The sequence below is a fragment of the Calidifontibacillus oryziterrae genome, assembly GCF_000331575.1.
In the GTDB taxonomy this organism is placed as follows: Bacteria; Bacillota; Bacilli; order Bacillales; family Bacillaceae_J; genus Calidifontibacillus_A; species Calidifontibacillus_A oryziterrae.
In genome coordinates, this window is the sequence record NZ_ANOK01000003.1 from 339,259 (window position 1) to 355,007 (window position 15,749).

The 15,749-nt window shown below is 37.0% G+C and carries 19 protein-coding genes; all 19 read left to right on the forward strand.

Annotated elements, in window-relative coordinates; genetic code table 11:
• The 19 genes from fliJ (at window position 1) to D612_RS0101845 (ending at window position 15,747) form a co-directional block, all read left to right on the forward strand.
• Window positions 1-444, forward strand: coding sequence for a flagellar export protein FliJ (gene fliJ, locus D612_RS0101755; RefSeq protein ID WP_017753755.1), 444 nt, complete (start codon window positions 1-3; stop codon window positions 442-444).
• Between the two features lie 8 nt (window positions 445-452).
• A complete protein-coding gene (locus tag D612_RS0101760; RefSeq protein ID WP_017753756.1) occupies window positions 453-1,169 on the forward strand; it encodes a MotE family protein in 717 nt (238 codons plus the stop codon).
• Window positions 1,170-1,211: 42 nt separating this feature from the next.
• Window positions 1,212-2,570, forward strand: coding sequence for a flagellar hook-length control protein FliK (locus tag D612_RS18590; RefSeq protein WP_017753757.1), 1,359 nt, complete (start codon window positions 1,212-1,214; stop codon window positions 2,568-2,570).
• Between the two features lie 12 nt (window positions 2,571-2,582).
• The gene (gene flgD, locus D612_RS0101770) at window positions 2,583-3,239 is read left to right on the forward strand and encodes a flagellar hook assembly protein FlgD (protein ID WP_017753758.1); all 657 of its coding nucleotides are present in this window, start codon (window positions 2,583-2,585) and stop codon (window positions 3,237-3,239) included.
• Window positions 3,240-3,284: 45 nt separating this feature from the next.
• Window positions 3,285-3,665 carry a TIGR02530 family flagellar biosynthesis protein gene (locus tag D612_RS0101775; RefSeq protein ID WP_017753759.1) on the forward strand — a complete coding sequence of 127 codons (381 nt, stop codon included), beginning with the start codon at window positions 3,285-3,287 and terminating at the stop codon, window positions 3,663-3,665.
• Window positions 3,666-3,756: 91 nt separating this feature from the next.
• A complete protein-coding gene (gene flgG / locus D612_RS0101780) occupies window positions 3,757-4,698 on the forward strand; it encodes a flagellar basal body rod protein FlgG (RefSeq protein WP_017753760.1) in 942 nt (313 codons plus the stop codon).
• A 48-nt stretch (window positions 4,699-4,746) separates the two neighbouring features.
• On the forward strand, window positions 4,747-4,965 hold the full coding sequence (locus D612_RS0101785) for a flagellar FlbD family protein (protein WP_017753761.1): 219 nt from the start codon (window positions 4,747-4,749) through the stop codon (window positions 4,963-4,965).
• On the forward strand, window positions 4,966-5,397 hold the full coding sequence (gene fliL, locus D612_RS0101790; RefSeq protein ID WP_017753762.1) for a flagellar basal body-associated protein FliL: 432 nt from the start codon (window positions 4,966-4,968) through the stop codon (window positions 5,395-5,397).
• A gap of 36 nt (window positions 5,398-5,433) precedes the next feature.
• A complete protein-coding gene (gene fliM, locus D612_RS0101795) occupies window positions 5,434-6,432 on the forward strand; it encodes a flagellar motor switch protein FliM (protein WP_017753763.1) in 999 nt (332 codons plus the stop codon).
• A complete protein-coding gene (fliY, locus tag D612_RS0101800; RefSeq protein ID WP_017753764.1) occupies window positions 6,422-7,681 on the forward strand; it encodes a flagellar motor switch phosphatase FliY in 1,260 nt (419 codons plus the stop codon). The genes fliM and fliY overlap by 11 nt, the downstream gene beginning before the upstream one ends.
• Before the next feature lie 44 nt (window positions 7,682-7,725).
• Window positions 7,726-8,088, forward strand: coding sequence for a response regulator (locus tag D612_RS0101805; protein WP_017753765.1), 363 nt, complete (start codon window positions 7,726-7,728; stop codon window positions 8,086-8,088).
• Window positions 8,089-8,105: 17 nt separating this feature from the next.
• Window positions 8,106-8,834 (forward strand): flagellar biosynthetic protein FliO, encoded by a 729-nt coding sequence (locus D612_RS0101810; RefSeq protein WP_233274974.1) that lies wholly within the window; start codon window positions 8,106-8,108, stop codon window positions 8,832-8,834.
• Entirely contained in the window at window positions 8,831-9,511 is a 681-nt protein-coding gene (fliP, locus tag D612_RS0101815) for a flagellar type III secretion system pore protein FliP (protein ID WP_017753767.1), read from the forward strand. Before D612_RS0101810 ends, fliP begins: the two co-directional genes overlap by 4 nt.
• A 21-nt stretch (window positions 9,512-9,532) precedes the next feature.
• The gene (fliQ, locus tag D612_RS0101820) at window positions 9,533-9,802 is read left to right on the forward strand and encodes a flagellar biosynthesis protein FliQ (RefSeq protein WP_017753768.1); all 270 of its coding nucleotides are present in this window, start codon (window positions 9,533-9,535) and stop codon (window positions 9,800-9,802) included.
• Window positions 9,803-9,805: 3 nt separating this feature from the next.
• Entirely contained in the window at window positions 9,806-10,579 is a 774-nt protein-coding gene (gene fliR, locus D612_RS0101825) for a flagellar biosynthetic protein FliR (protein WP_017753769.1), read from the forward strand.
• Between the two features lie 5 nt (window positions 10,580-10,584).
• Complete coding sequence (flhB, locus tag D612_RS0101830) at window positions 10,585-11,670, forward strand: flagellar biosynthesis protein FlhB (protein WP_017753770.1); 1,086 nt, start codon at window positions 10,585-10,587, stop codon at window positions 11,668-11,670.
• Between the two features lie 27 nt (window positions 11,671-11,697).
• A complete protein-coding gene (gene flhA, locus D612_RS0101835; protein ID WP_017753771.1) occupies window positions 11,698-13,737 on the forward strand; it encodes a flagellar biosynthesis protein FlhA in 2,040 nt (679 codons plus the stop codon).
• Window positions 13,734-14,897: a flagellar biosynthesis protein FlhF gene (flhF, locus tag D612_RS0101840; protein ID WP_017753772.1), complete on the forward strand. Its 1,164-nt coding sequence runs from the start codon at window positions 13,734-13,736 to the stop codon at window positions 14,895-14,897. Before flhA ends, flhF begins: the two co-directional genes overlap by 4 nt.
• Complete coding sequence (locus D612_RS0101845; protein WP_017753773.1) at window positions 14,881-15,747, forward strand: MinD/ParA family protein; 867 nt, start codon at window positions 14,881-14,883, stop codon at window positions 15,745-15,747. The genes flhF and D612_RS0101845 overlap by 17 nt, the downstream gene beginning before the upstream one ends.
• The last annotated feature ends 2 nt before the right edge of the window (window positions 15,748-15,749 follow it).

Here is a 15,749-nt window from a genome sequence, read left to right on the forward strand (position 1 = left end):
ATGGGATTTCAATATAAATTTGAAAAGATTTTAGCAGTTAAAGAAAATGAAAAAGATAAAGCGATCGGCGATTATCATGAATCGGTGGTCAAATTTGAAGAAGTGGCAACGAAGCTTTATAACGTTTTGAAGCAAAAGGAAGATATAATTGCTGAGCAGGAGCAGCAAATACAAACTGGATTAAATATTATCCAAATCCAGCAGCTCCAACGCTTTCTAGAAACTTTAGAACAATCGATAAATTATTGGCAAGAAAAAGTAGCAAATGCTAGACATCATATGGAAGTTAAAGAAAAAATTCTCCTTGAAAAAAATATTGAAGTGAAAAAGTATGAAAAAATGAAACAAAAAGCGAAACTTACATTTCATCAAATTGCGAAGGTAGAGGAGAATAAATTAATGGATGAGATCTCGATCCAACAATTTATGAATCGAGGAAATTAGGTGTTCATATGAGTAAAAACGACCAACAACAAACAGCAAATATTGAACTAAAGCAAACAAAAGCCGAAAGTAATTATAGCAAGTTACAATGGTTTTTCTTTGTGATTGTCATCCCATTTCTTTTTGCGATTGCCATTGCTCTAGTCGTTATGACAATCGCAGGCCTCAATGTTTTTGATATTGTCGAAAAATATGGGGAGAAAATCCCTGGTGTGTCTTCAATAATCAATAAAAATGAAGGCTCTAGTGAAAATATTGAGAATGTATTTACGTTGAGAGCAACGATTGAAGATCAGAAGGCTGAAATTGCCAAGCTTCAAAGCGAGATTGATAGTAAGCTAGCTGAAATAGATGCTTCACAAACTGAAATCGATGAATTGACTGCACAATTAACAGAATTACAGGAAAAGGAAAGAGAAGTAACAATAAAGCTCGAAGAGCTTGCGAAAGTATATGAAACAATGTCTGCTAAAAAATCGTCGGCTATTTTAGCTGAAATGACAAATGATGATGCGATTGATATTCTTGTAAAAATGAACAACGAATCAAGAGCAGCTATTTTAGAAAAAATGGAACCGGCAAAAGCAGCGGAGTTAACGGTACTACTAAAAGCTGAGGAAAATAAAATGACGGCAGAACAGACTGAGGAAGATGGAACTCAACAAACAGAAGAGTCTCAACAACAGGACCAAAATGAGCCAGCTTTTGAAAACACAGTTCAGTAAAAGGACTTTACGATTCCTTAACTTGAAAGGAGGTGAGAAAAGATGAATGCGGCACAATTATTAGCAATCGCAATTCCAAATGGTGGTACCAGTATTCGTTCCCAAGTAGCAAATCAAACCCAACAAACTAGCAATCATTCGGTTGGATTTTCAAGGTTGTTGATCGGGGCGTTGACTCAAGCTGAGGATGCGACGACAGTGGAAGATATGAATCTAGCAGCTGTTTCTGATGATTTCGATGCTAAGCTCAATTCTATCGACTACGAACAACTATTTGCTGTTTTTGAAGAACTATTCGATATGCTACCAATGACTGAAGGATATTTTGATCAGGCGCTTTTACAAGATCCGGATGTAATCGCATTATTGAACCAACTGCCACAACCAATGCAACAGCTATTGTCTAATTTTTTAAGCTCAGCAATAGCATTTGAACAGGTGTTAGTGCAGACAGAAAAAGGCAGCAAGGAACAAGTAATGCTTTTAGTAATGGCGATGCTCCAGCTTGAGAAAAAGGGGCAATTTCCGGAGCAAATGAAGCAGATCGACTTTGTGAAGCAGCTGCAGCAGCAACTAAATGAAGTATTTAAAATGCAACTTCCAGAACAATCTGGAAATGTAGCACTGTTAGTTAGTAAGCTCATCCAAACACTTGAGAAAAGAACAACTAATGATTCAGTAAAGGTCGAAGCTGGACAACCTTTCACACAGCTCAAAACAGAACTAACGCAAATTATTCAAAGAGTGTTGTATAGCGAAGCTAATAATCAAGGTAATCCAAACAATCCTTCTGGGCAACAAAGTGCTAACAAAGGGACTGCTGTTAATATCACAACTGAAATAACAGGTACATCCGTTCCTTTTGAAGAAGGGGTATTTGACCAGCTTGTTAACAGTTCGCTTAAAGATGGTGGCTCGGTTAATCGAATTCAGCAGTATGTATTAAATGTTCAGCAACCAACAGGCTCTCCCGTTTCAGAGGAACAAATTCTTAGCCAGCTCAAAAACATCATGAAGCAAAGTAAATTTAGTACAACACCTAATGGAACAAATCAGCTCATGATTCGCTTGAATCCGGCACACTTAGGCTCATTAACAATTAAGCTGACAGAATCAAACGGTGAAATGATGGCACGAATTATTGCTTCAACGGCAACTGCGAAAGAAATCATTGAATCGAACTTGAATGGACTGCGTCATGTGTTTACATCGCAAAACATTACGGTTGAGAAGTTTGAGATAAACTACCAAGGCGACAGCCAGTTTGAAGGTGCAAAAAAAGAACAAAATGAGCAGGATAGTTCAAAATCAAGACAACAGGCCTCTGAACAAGATGCGAATTCGGAGAACGAATCACAATCTGATTCCTTCAAAGACGAGTTGCTCAATCTAATCGTATAGGGGGGATAAGCAATGACAACTGCAATACAACCAAGTGATTACTTAGATTACTACAAAGAGACGCAAAAAAGGCAACCATCCAACAACCTTGGCAAAGATGAATTTTTGAAAATTTTAATGGTTCAGCTTGCCAACCAGGATCCGTTAAATCCAATGGAGGATAAAGAATTCATTGCGCAAATGGCCCAGTTTACATCATTAGAACAAATGACGAAAATGGCGTCATCGTTCGAACAATTTATTGCTTTTCAAAAAAGTAACACATTAACAGGCTATGTCGGTTGGATTGGTAAACAAGTGGATTGGGAAGTAATCATTAAAAATTACGATGAAGAAGGTAATGAATTAGAGCCAACGGTTGAAACTGGCACAGGGACAATCGAATCAATTGTAAATAAAGGTGAAATTGTTGAAATTCATTTGCATGACGGCAAAATCATTTATCAAGATGAAATTAAAAAAATCCAAAATCAATACGAAACATCGTATGAAAATCAATTAACGATGGCGAGTCAAATGATTGGAAAACTAGTCTCATGGACGAATGACGGCGATGAAGTTGTCGAATCCATTGTCCGATCTGTGCAAATGAAAAATGGTAAAGTCATGTATGAGCTCGAATCAGGTCATACAATTAATGGGAACCAAATAACTAAGGTTACAAACTAGAAGATTAACAGATTTATAATTTTAATGAAATTGGTGGTGGGGAATATGGATCATCGTATACGTCAATTAAACTACCATCCACTCGCACAAATTAACCAACCGGTCAAAAAACCGCTTGACCCAAATCGTACATCGTTTAAAGACTTACTAGATACACTGCAAACGGAACAATCTTCACTGAAAATTAGTAAGCATGCGGAAAAGCGCTTAAACGAGCGAAATATTCACATCGATCAAGAGTTATGGCAGCGGATTGAGCAAAAGGTAAATGAAGCGAAAGTAAAAGGTGTTCATGATTCATTAGTCGTGACAGACCAAGCAGCGCTGATCGTCAGTGCGAAAAATAACACAGTTATTACGGCAATGGATAGACAAGAGGCAAGCTCACAAATTTTTACAAATATTAATGGTACGATTCTGATGTAATGAAATGATTTAAGAGCTGGACCGTAAGGAAGCTCTAAAACGTTGCTGACCGACAGACGCAACAGATTTAAAATAAAGGAGCGAAAAAAATATGTTACGTTCAATGTATTCAGGAATTTCTGGAATGAAAAACTTCCAAACAAAGCTAGATGTTATTGGTAACAATATCGCCAACGTCAATACGTATGGCTTTAAAAAGGGACGAGTTGTTTTTAAAGATTTATTTAGTCAGCAAATTGCTGGTGCTAGTGCACCTGGAGCTACACGAGGTGGGGTCAATCCGAAACAAGTTGGGTTAGGGAGCCAATTAGCATCAATTGATACCATTCATACTGAAGGAAGTACACAACCAACAGGTAGAACTTTAGACTTAGCAATCGCAGGTGATGGCTATTTTATGGTTGGGACAGGCGAAGTTGATGACACAGGATTTGGAAATAACACATTTGATACAACAAATGGAGTTCCAGATATCAGCTATACACGTGCCGGGAATTTTTACTTTGATGAAGAGGGCTTTATTGTTAATGCTGATGGACTTTATTTAATGGGATTAACTGCAGATGGGGATGATGTAGAAAGTATTGATTTGAGTGATTTTAGTGGTTTAGACGATAGTGAATTAGGGGCAATCCGTATACCAGAGAACGCTCAAACTTATAGCATTGGTGCGGATGGAGTTGTTACCTATAATAATAAAGATGGTGAGTTACGAGTTGCTGGGATCATATCAATTGGCAAATTTGCTAACAATGAAGGACTTCAAAAGATAGGCGAAAATCTATATAAACCAAGTCCAAACTCAGGAACACATGATGTATACGATGGTGACACTTTTCAAACTACTGATCTTTATTTTCCAGGAGTTAATGGTGCTGGGAAAATTGCAGCAGGCGCTCTTGAAATGTCGAATGTTGACCTTTCAGAAGAGTTTACGGAAATGATCGTTGCGCAACGGGCGTTCCAGGCAAATACAAAAATGATTACAACATCTGACGAAATTCTCCAAGAGCTAGTGAATTTGAAACGATAATGTAAGGAGGTAGGGAGCTGGGCTCTAACTGCTTAGCTCCCATCTATATTGATAAAATTAACGAGATTGAATGGTCAAAGCTTTCATGTCAATGCTTTATATATAGAGCAAGTCCAATCATTTCCAGATACGACAATTACGATGACGAATGGTAAAAAAATTGTCGTGCGGGAACAAGAGGAAGATGTTATTCTTTTAGTTAAGGATTTCTACCGGGATGTCAACATTTTTGACCTTACAAATCGTGAAGAAGGGGAGGGGGAGTAATTGTTTAAAAATAAGCTACTTAGCATTATGATTATTATTCTAATTGTGATTACATTAATCGGCGTTGTGGCGTTCTTTGTCATCACAAACTTTACAAAAGGTGGCGCAGACGAGACGCAACCAACTATTGATGAAATACTCGAACAATCGGTTGATATAGAAGAAATGACGACTAATTTAATCGACGGTTCCTATGTTGTAATTCAATTGAAAATCCAAACTGATAATAAAAAAGCAAAAGAAGAGCTTGAAAAACGTAATTTCCAAATAAAAAATATTTTAATTCAAGAGCTTGCTTCAATGAAATCTGATCAATTTAAAAGTAAAGAAGGTCTCATAGAAGTTGAGGATATTTTAAAAGTGAGAATGAACGAAATCCTTCAAGAAGGTACTGTTCAAAGGGTTTATATAACGAATCGCTTAATTCAGTAATAGGTTTTTACTTGAGCATTCGGGAGGTGAGTTTGAATGGCAGAAGAAGTCTTGTCCCAAAATGAAATAGATGCACTTCTCTCCGCACTTTCTGCTGGGGAAATGGATGCAGATGAACTAAAAAAAGAAGAAAAAGAGAAAAAGGTCAAAGTCTATGATTTTAAGCGAGCACTCAGGTTTTCAAAGGATCAAATACGTAGCTTATCGAGAATTCATGAAAACTTTGCACGTTTACTCACAACCTATTTTTCTGCACAGCTCAGGACCTATGTTCATATATCAGTTGCGTCTGTTGATCAAATCCCATACGAAGAGTTTATTCGCTCCATACCGAAAATGACAATTTTGAACGTCTTTGAGGTACCACCGCTTGAAGGTCGCTTATTGATCGAAGTGAATCCTAATATTGCGTATGCGATGATGGATCGTGTTTTAGGTGGTAAAGGTATAAGCATCAATAAAGTTGAGAATTTGACAGAGATTGAAACAAGAGTAATGTCGAACTTATTTGAAAGAGCTGTTGAAAATCTTCAGGAAGCTTGGGCATCTGTAGTTGAAATAGATCCCATTTTAACAGACTTTGAGGTAAATCCACAGTTTTTGCAGATGGTTTCACCGAATGAAACGGTAGTTGTTATTTCGCTGAATACAACGATAGGAGAAACAAGCGGAATGATTAACATATGTCTCCCACATGTCGTACTTGAGCCGATTATACCAAAGCTATCTGCTCATTATTGGATGCAAAATATTAAGAAAGAACGGTTACCTGAAGAAATTTCATTATTGGAACGTAGAATTAAGAAGGCCGATTTACCAGTTCAAGCAATTCTTGGTGAAGCAAAAATAACAGTTCATGAATTTTTGAACTTAAATATAGGTGATGTTGTTCAGCTTGATCAGCTTGTTGAGCGGCCATTAACGATCAGAGTTGCTGATCATCCTAAATTTATTGGCCAACCTGGTAAACTTAAAAATAAAATTGCTATTCAAATACTCGAAAAAATAAAGGGAGGTGAAGACGATGGTGAGTGAAGATATGCTGTCTCAGGATGAGATTGATGCTCTATTAAAAGGTGGAGATGATTCAGATTTTGATAGTACGATCGATGATGTAGATGACGCTGAACCGATTACTGAAGAATATTTAACATCATTAGAACAAGATGCATTAGGTGAAATAGGGAATATCTCATTTGGCAGCTCTGCCACAGCACTTTCGACTTTACTTAACCAGAAGGTTGAAATAACCACACCAGCTGTCTCAATTGTTAGAAAAGCGCATTTAGCAGATGAATTTCCACAGCCCTATGTAGCTGTTCAAGTAGAATATACTGTTGGTTTTAGGGGCTATAACTTACTAGTTATTAAACAAAGTGATGCCGCGATAATTGCTGATTTAATGCTTGGTGGTGACGGTACAAATCCATCACCAGATCTAGGCGAAATTCAACTAAGTGCTGTTCAAGAGGCAATGAACCAAATGATGGGTTCTGCTGCAACTTCTATGTCTACTGTTTTTAGTAAAAAGGTTGACATATCACCGCCAAAAATTGATATTCTTGATTTCATGGAGGGAGAAGGTACTGATCAAGTACCTGATGATGAAGTGCTTGTGCAGGTTTCTTTCAATTTGAAAATTGGTGATTTAATAGATTCAAATATAATGCAACTATTACAGCTAGATTTTGCAAAGGAGCTTGTTGAAAACTTATTAAATCCAGCTCAAGAAACCGGCCCTGATTTAACCGATAGTCCCTCTGCCCAGTCTTCACACGATACGGCAGCTGCAACACAAGTTGGACAGCAGCAAAGTGCACCACAATACAGCGCACCGCAAGAAGTACCAACGCTGAACACGAATAATCAGCAGCCTGTGGGGTATAATGCACCACCTATGGCACAGCCAATGATGCCTTCATATAATGGTCCACAGCACATTGGAGCTGGACAAGCAAACCCAGCTAATATTCAACCTGTTGCATTTTCAGCATTTGAGCAAACTACATTAGAGCCTCAGGAATCTAGTAATCTAAATATGTTATTAGATATACCTCTACATGTAACGGTTGAGCTAGGAAGAACAAAGCGATCAGTTAAGGAAATTCTTGAACTGTCTGCTGGTTCAATCATAGAATTGGATAAGCTTGCTGGTGAACCTGTTGATATTTTAGTCAACAATAAACTGATAGCGAAAGGTGAGGTTGTTGTTATTGAAGAGAATTTTGGTGTGAGGGTCACTGATATTATTAGCCAAACAGACCGTATAAAGAAGCTTCAATAACAAAATGATAAATTATTAATTTTTTAATAACGGGGGAATGTATAATGGCAGGTAAAATTTTAATCGTAGATGATGCTGCTTTTATGAGAATGATGATAAAAGATATTTTAACGAAAAATGGCTTTGAAGTTGTCGGTGAGGCTGCCGATGGAGCCCAAGCTGTTGAAAAATATCAAGAGGTATCTCCTGACTTAGTGACAATGGATATTACGATGCCTGAAATGGATGGAATTACTGCACTAAAGGAAATTAAAAAAATTGATCCAAATGCAAAAATTATCATGTGTTCTGCAATGGGACAGCAAGCGATGGTTATCGATGCAATTCAAGCTGGTGCAAAGGATTTCATTGTGAAGCCTTTCCAGGCTGATCGCGTCATCGAAGCGATTAAGAAAACATTAGGATAGTAAAGAGGTGGCAACTTTTGTTGCGTAAACTGCTATTATTCATAACAATTGCTATTTTATATTCTCCGTTTGGACCAGATGTTCAGGCGGAGACTACAACTAATAATGAGAATAAAACAGTAAGTGAAATGCTCCAAGAAGGTAAGGATGATGAGTTTGATCGAGAGCAAAGCTTGGACCAGACGATTGAGGGCCAAGAGACTCAAGATCAAAATCAGGATCGCGCTAATAATCAGGTTGAAAGTCCGTCTGCTTTAGAAACGGCTCCCCCTGAATTTGAAAGCCAATTTTCTTTGTTCGATTTTGTCAAAATGTTCTTTGCATTAGGTGTTGTCATTGCTCTAATTTATATTATTCTTCGATTTATTAATACAAAAAATCGACTTTATGGTCAAACGAAAACATTAGAGAATATGGGTGGAATTCCATTAGGAACAAATCGCTCGATTCAGTTAGTTCGCATTGGTGATACCGTGCTAGTAGTTGGTGTTGGTGAAACGATTCAATTATTAAAAGAAATTACTTCTCCTGAAGAAGTTGAACAGCTAATGAGTAACCAAAGTTCAACACAATCACTTCAGGTTGGACAAGCGTTTTTGAAAAAAGTTTTCCCAAAAAGTGATGATCATAGAGTCAATACTAGTTCAATGAATAGCTTTAGTAACATGTTAAAGGGGCAATTGGATGAGTTAACTGAAGGGAGAAAAAAAGTTTATGACAAATTTAAGAGGGATCACGACGAATGAATGAGTTTCTTCCTGAGATTAATTTAGATATAGCGAATGCTGCTGGGGCAGCGAACGTATCCACAACCGTTCAATTAATCCTTCTGTTAACTGTTTTATCAATCGCTCCGAGTATATTAATTTTAATGACAAGCTTTACTAGGATTATCATTGTACTTTCATTTGTACGAACATCACTTGCAACACAACAAATGCCACCTACGCAAGTATTAATTAGTTTGGCGTTGTTTATGACATTTTTTATTATGGCGCCAACCTTTTCGGAAGTTAACGATCAGGCACTCGGTCCTTTTTTAAATGGTGAAATAAACGAGCAGCAAGCGTTTGAACGAGCGGCTGAACCAATGAAAGAGTTTATGAGTAACCATACGCGAGAAAAGGATTTGCTATTATTTTTAGGCTATGCTGAAATGGAAAGGCCACAAACGATAGATGATATTCCATTAACAGCACTTGTACCAGCTTTTGCAATTAGTGAAATAAAAACAGCTTTCCAAATTGGTTTTATGATTTTTGTACCATTTTTAGTAATTGATATGATTGTCGCGAGTGTTTTAATGTCGATGGGGATGATGATGCTACCGCCAGTTATGATTTCATTACCTTTTAAAATACTATTATTTGTCATGGTTGACGGTTGGTACCTAGTTGTAAAGTCATTGTTAATAAGCTTCTAAACTTTTAAAGGGTGATCTTACATGAACTCGCATTTTATCATCGGTGTTGCAGAACAAGGGATTATGACAGTTCTAGCAATCTCGTTACCTTTATTGTTAATAGCGCTAGGAATAGGTCTCTTGGTTAGTATTTTTCAAGCGACAACCCAGATTCAAGAGCAAACATTAGCTTTCATCCCGAAAATTATCGGTGTTCTTCTTGGCCTCATTTTTTTTGGACCGTGGATGCTTTCAAGAATCGTAGATTATTCATTTCAAATCTTTAATAATCTTTATCGGTTTATAGGATAAGTTATGATAACTTTAGTAAATGAACTACCTGTATTTTTATTAATTTTAATTCGTGTTACATCTTTTTTTGCTACTGTCCCTCTTTTTTCTTATCGGAACATACCGAATGTTCATAAAGTAGGTTTAGCAGTTTTTTTGTCTTATTTAATGTTTTTAACATTGGATCGCCCAATTATAGCGATTGACGGTACATTTTTTATGCTAATTCTTAAAGAAGCCTTAGTAGGCTTATTAATAGGCGTAATCGCCTTTATGATTTTGTCAGCAATTCAAATTGCCGGTGGTTTTATCGACTTTCAAATGGGTTTTGCGATCGCAAATGTTATTGATCCGCAAACTGGAGCGCAAAGTCCGATCATTGGACAATATTTATATACATTTGCCTTGCTTTTATTATTGGCTGTTAATGGCCATCATTTACTTTTGGATGGCATTTATTATAGCTATAGATTCATACCGCTTGATGAACCTTGGATCCCACTAGGAAGTGAAAGGCTTATAGAATTTGTAACTAGAACATTTAATTCAATGTTTGTCATAGCCTTTCAAATGGCTATCCCAATTGTTGGTTGTTTATTTTTAGTTGACGTTGCACTAGGTATTACAGCGAGAACAGTTCCACAGCTTAACATTTTTGTAGTTGGTCTACCACTTAAAATATTAGTTAGTTTTATACTATTAGCGATAATTTTACCTGCATTTATTATTCTATTTCAAAATTTATTTGAATCGATGATCATCGCGATGAGAAATTTGATGCAGATCATTGGGAGCTGATAAGCTTGGGTTTTTATGTTGAATTAGACCTGCAATTTTTTTCGGGAGAAAAAACAGAAAAAGCAACGCCGAAAAAACGACAAGATGCCCGCAAAAAGGGGCAGGTGGCAAAAAGCCAAGATGTCAGTGCTGCTCTTATGTTATTCGCTGTGTTTTTGTTGTTATTATTTTTAGGCGGCTCATTAAAGGAGCAAATGCTTTCTTTCGTAACCCACACGTTTAATGAATATATACTTTGGGATGTTACGGCAGAGAATATTCATAAAATGTTTATTGAGTTTTCAATTAAGGCTGCATACTTTGTTGCTCCGATTATGCTCACAGTAATTATTGTGGGGATTGCCGCAAACTATATGCAATTTGGTTTTTTATTTTCAACTGAAGCAATTAAATTCAAACTTGAAAAACTCAACCCAATTAGTGGTGCAAAACGAATCTTTTCATTAAGAGCAATTGTAGAACTGTTTAAATCGATATTGAAAATATCGATTGTAGGTACAGGCGCTTTTGCCGTTCTTTGGATAAATTTTGATGAGATTCCAGTGTTATCGCAAAAAACAATAGGCGTAGCATTAGCGTTTGTAGCAAATATCACGGTTCAAATGGGACTGGTAGTCTCAATCTTATTAATTATTTTATCGGTGTTTGATTATTCGTATCAAAAATATGAGCATGAAAAAAACCTTCGCATGTCAAAGCAAGATATAAAAGATGAGTACAAGAACATGGAAGGGGACCCGAAAATCAAATCAAAAATTAAGGAAAAGCAACGGCAGATGGCTATGCAGCGAATGATGCAGGAAATTCCTAAAGCAGATGTTGTCATAACAAATCCAACCCACTATGCTGTCGTACTGAAATATGATGAAGCGAAAGCTGATGCCCCAATTGTTGTCGCAAAAGGGGTCGATTATATAGCGGTAAAAATAAAGCAGATTGCTAAAAACCATGACATTGTTATGGTTGAAAACCGCCCCTTGGCTCGCGCCTTATATGCACAGGCTGAAATAGGCGATGTTATCCCAGAACAATTTTTTAAAGCTGTAGCTGAAATTTTAGCTTACGTCTATCGACTTAAAAGAAAAGTTTGATAGCTTACTAGATTGGAGAGAAAGTGAATGTCAGCAAGAGACCTTCCAGTTCTATTAGGTGTTATTCTAATTGTAGCAATGCTAGTTATCCCTCTTCCGGGATGGCTTTTAAGTGTACTAATTATTATTAATATTACGCTGGCATTGATCGTTATCCTAGTTTCAATGAACATGCGGGAAGCTCTTGAATTCTCAATCTTTCCTTCCTTATTGCTATTATTAACATTGTTTCGGCTAGGACTAAACGTTTCTACAACAAGGGCAATTCTTAGTAAAGGGGATGCCGGTGGCGTTGTTGATACATTTGGTAGCTTCGTAACAGGGAATAACCCGCTTGTCGGTTTTGTTGTATTTTTGATTTTAATTATTATTCAATTTATTGTCATTACAAAAGGAGCGGAACGTGTTTCTGAGGTAGCTGCACGTTTCACCTTAGATGCGATGCCTGGTAAGCAAATGAGCATCGATGCTGATTTAAATGCGGGAATGATCTCCGAATTAGAGGCAAGAGAACGTCGTGAAAAAATTCAACGTGAGGCTGATTTTTACGGGGCAATGGATGGTGCCAGTAAATTCGTAAAAGGGGATGCGATTGCTGGTATCATTATTACTCTCATTAACATTATCGTCGGAATTATTATTGGTATGATGCAAATGGATTTATCATTTGGTGAATCAACGCAGAGATTCACACAGTTAACTGTTGGTGATGGCTTGGTCAGTCAGATTCCAGCACTGTTAATTTCAACAGCTACTGGTATTGTTGTGACAAGAGCAGCATCGAACGGTAACCTAGGCTCTGATGTAATCGGGCAGATGTTTGCCTTTCCAAAACTTTTGTATGTTGCGGCTGGAACAATTGCGGGTCTTGGTCTTTTTACACCAATTAATGATATACTAACTTTACCAATTGCTGGACTATTATCTATTGGGGGATATATGCTGTCCAAGACGGAAAAACAGAAGGATGAGGTTGCTACAGCTGTTGGTGAGGAAGAAATTGAAGCAAATGATCTGAAAAGCCCTGAAAGTGTCGTAAACTTATTAAATGTTGATCCAATTGAATTTGAATTCGGTTATGGGTTAATCCCACTAGCTGATACAAATCAGGGTGGGGATTTATTAGATCGAATTGTTATGATTCGAAGACAGCTAGCAATCGAATTAGGATTGATTGTTCCAGTCGTTCGGATCCGTGACAATATACAATTACAGCCTAATGAATACAGGATTAAGATAAAAGGGAATGAAATCGCCCGTGGTGAGTTATTGTTAGATCATTATATGGCGATGAGTCCGGGCATTGAGGATGAAAATATTGAAGGTATTGACACAGTAGAGCCTGCTTTTGGATTGCCTGCAAAATGGATTGCCGAGGACATGAAGGAAAATGCTGAGTTGTCGGGTTATACGGTGGTAGATCCACCTTCTGTTGTATCTACGCATTTAACTGAGATTATAAAAAATAATGCAAATGTGTTATTAGGCCGCCAAGAGACGAAACAGCTTATCGATCACTTAAAGGAATCGTATCCTATTTTAGTTGACGAAGTGACACCAGACCCATTAACAATCGGGGATGTTCAACGGGTACTTGCGAAGCTATTGAAAGAGCGCGTTTCCATTCGGAATTTACCAATTATCTTTGAAGCGCTTGCTGATTACGGCCGTCTTACATCTGATCCTGACCTTTTAACCGAATATGTAAGACAAGCTTTATCAAGGCAAATTACAAACCAATATTTAATGGGTGAAGATTCACTAAAGGTTGTTACATTGTCAGGTAAGGTTGAAAAAGTCATTGCTGAAGGTATTCAGCAAACTGAGCATGGGAATTATTTATCTTTAGATCCTTCAATCACGCAAACCTTAATTGAGACAATTGCGACTGAAATTGAAAGGGTTTCGATGATGGGACAAAACCCTATCATTTTATGCTCACCAGCTGTGCGAATGTATGTGAAACAATTAATTGAGCCTTACCTTCCTGGTGTTGCCGTGTTATCTTACAATGAATTGGAATCTACTGTAGAAGTGCAGAGTGTTGGGGTGGTGAAAATTGAATGAAGGTAAAGAAGTTTATAGCACCAACTATGCCGGAAGCAATGAAAATGATCCGAAATGAATTAGGACAGGATGCGGTTATTTTAAATTCAAAGGTTGTTCAGAAGGGCGGATTTTTTGGACTTTTTACCAAGAAAAACATTGAAGTAATTGCCGCTGTTGATCCTCAACCAATTCCTAAAAAACAGCCAGTAAATAAGGATGTTGTTCAATCGGTTCAAACAAATAAGCACATTGTCTATGCTAACGAACAAGAGGCTGTAAAACCTGATAAAGAGCTATTAAAAGAAATTCAAGCTTTAAAGTCAATGATGCAGAGCCTCTCGCATCATGATGACCGGGATAACATTGAAGAATATCCCGGTCCATTAAAAGAAATGAACCACTATTTAGCTGATCAAGAAATAGAAGCATCAGTTAGAAAAGGGATCATGAGTCATCTCCTTGAAAAGTGGTATTTAAATCATGCTCAAGCAGACTATTCAAAAATAGTTGAATGGGTAAAGGATTATATGAATGAAATGCTATTGCCTTACTCTTTTGGAGCAATTGACTACTCAAAAAAATATATAAACGTGGTCGGTCCTACAGGAGTAGGGAAAACTACAACACTTGCTAAAATAGCTGCCCAGGCTGTTCTTAAGTATCAAAAGAAGGTAGCATTTATTACAACTGATACATATAGAATTGCAGCAATTGATCAGTTAAAAACGTATGCTAAAATACTAAACGTCCCATTAGAAGTTACGTATACAATAGATGACTTTAAGAAAGCGAAGGACAAATTCGCGCATTTTGATTTAATCTTAATCGATACTGCAGGTAGAAATTTTCGCAACAAACAATATGTAGAAGATTTAAAGTCTGTCATTGATTTTGACGAGCAACTAGAAACAATATTAGTACTTGCGTTAACATCGAAGTATTCCGACATGATCGATATCGTGGATCAATTTTCCTTCATAAAAATTAATAAGCTAATTTTTACTAAGGTAGATGAAACGTCCAGATACGGATCAATGTTAAATCTTATTTTCAAATACAAGCTAGGTGTAGCTTACTTAACAAACGGGCAAAACGTGCCTGATGATATTGTTGAAGCTTCACCTAAATCGATTGTAAATACTTTCTTTGGGGTAAACAAACATGAGGGATCAAGCTGAAAAATTGCGTGCAAAAATTGAACAATTAAACAATGGTGCCCAGTCAAAATCAATCGCTGTCGTTAGTGGTAAGGGTGGCGTGGGGAAATCAAACTTTTCGTTAAATTTTGCACTAGGTTTAGCGAAAACTGGTGCAAACGTGCTACTATTTGACATGGATATAGGTATGGGAAATATTGATATCTTAATGGGTGTGACACCAAACCATACGATTGTTAATATGTTTGAAGACGACTTAAAGCTTCAGGACATTATTGAAAAAGGGCCAAACAATTTGTCATACATAGCTGCTGGGACAGGTCTTTCAAGAATGTTTAAGCTTGATTTTGAAAAGTTTAATAGCTTCATTACTCAACTTGAGGAACTACTTCAGGAATATCAATATATAATTTTTGATATGGGAGCAGGAATAACAGAAGAAAGTCTTCAATTTATCATGTCTGCTCAAGAAATTATTGTCATTACGACACCTGAGCCAACATCTATAACAGATGCGTATGCAATGATTAAATATATTAATATTCATGAATCAGAGACTCCATTCTATTTACTTGTTAATAGAGCTTATTCCGAAAAACAAGCCTTATCGACTTCAAAGCGTCTTGGCAATGCTGTAAAGCAATTTTTAAAAAAGGATGTTCGAATGTTGGGAAATTTACCTGATGACCGGGTAGTATTAAAAGCTGTAAGTCATCAGATGCCATTTTTACTTTATGCACCGGACTCAAGAGTAAGCCGTGCAATGTTAAAGGTTGTGGATCGTTATACTGAAAACGCTTTTGAAGATAAACCAACATCATCCTCCTATAGTTTTATTGCCAAGCTAAGGCAATATTTTATAGAAAGGTAGGG

Coding starts and splice junctions, on each gene's coding strand:
- fliJ (WP_017753755.1), top strand. CDS start 1: ATGGGATTTCAATATAAATTTGAAAAGATTTTAGCAGTTAAAGAAAAT.
- D612_RS0101760 (WP_017753756.1), top strand. CDS start 453: ATGAGTAAAAACGACCAACAACAAACAGCAAATATTGAACTAAAGCAA.
- D612_RS18590 (WP_017753757.1), top strand. CDS start 1,212: ATGAATGCGGCACAATTATTAGCAATCGCAATTCCAAATGGTGGTACC.
- flgD (WP_017753758.1), top strand. CDS start 2,583: ATGACAACTGCAATACAACCAAGTGATTACTTAGATTACTACAAAGAG.
- D612_RS0101775 (WP_017753759.1), top strand. CDS start 3,285: ATGGATCATCGTATACGTCAATTAAACTACCATCCACTCGCACAAATT.
- flgG (WP_017753760.1), top strand. CDS start 3,757: ATGTTACGTTCAATGTATTCAGGAATTTCTGGAATGAAAAACTTCCAA.
- fliM (WP_017753763.1), top strand. CDS start 5,434: ATGGCAGAAGAAGTCTTGTCCCAAAATGAAATAGATGCACTTCTCTCC.
- fliY (WP_017753764.1), top strand. CDS start 6,422: ATGGTGAGTGAAGATATGCTGTCTCAGGATGAGATTGATGCTCTATTA.
- D612_RS0101805 (WP_017753765.1), top strand. CDS start 7,726: ATGGCAGGTAAAATTTTAATCGTAGATGATGCTGCTTTTATGAGAATG.
- fliP (WP_017753767.1), top strand. CDS start 8,831: ATGAATGAGTTTCTTCCTGAGATTAATTTAGATATAGCGAATGCTGCT.
- fliQ (WP_017753768.1), top strand. CDS start 9,533: ATGAACTCGCATTTTATCATCGGTGTTGCAGAACAAGGGATTATGACA.
- fliR (WP_017753769.1), top strand. CDS start 9,806: ATGATAACTTTAGTAAATGAACTACCTGTATTTTTATTAATTTTAATT.
- flhA (WP_017753771.1), top strand. CDS start 11,698: ATGTCAGCAAGAGACCTTCCAGTTCTATTAGGTGTTATTCTAATTGTA.
- flhF (WP_017753772.1), top strand. CDS start 13,734: ATGAAGGTAAAGAAGTTTATAGCACCAACTATGCCGGAAGCAATGAAA.
- D612_RS0101845 (WP_017753773.1), top strand. CDS start 14,881: ATGAGGGATCAAGCTGAAAAATTGCGTGCAAAAATTGAACAATTAAAC.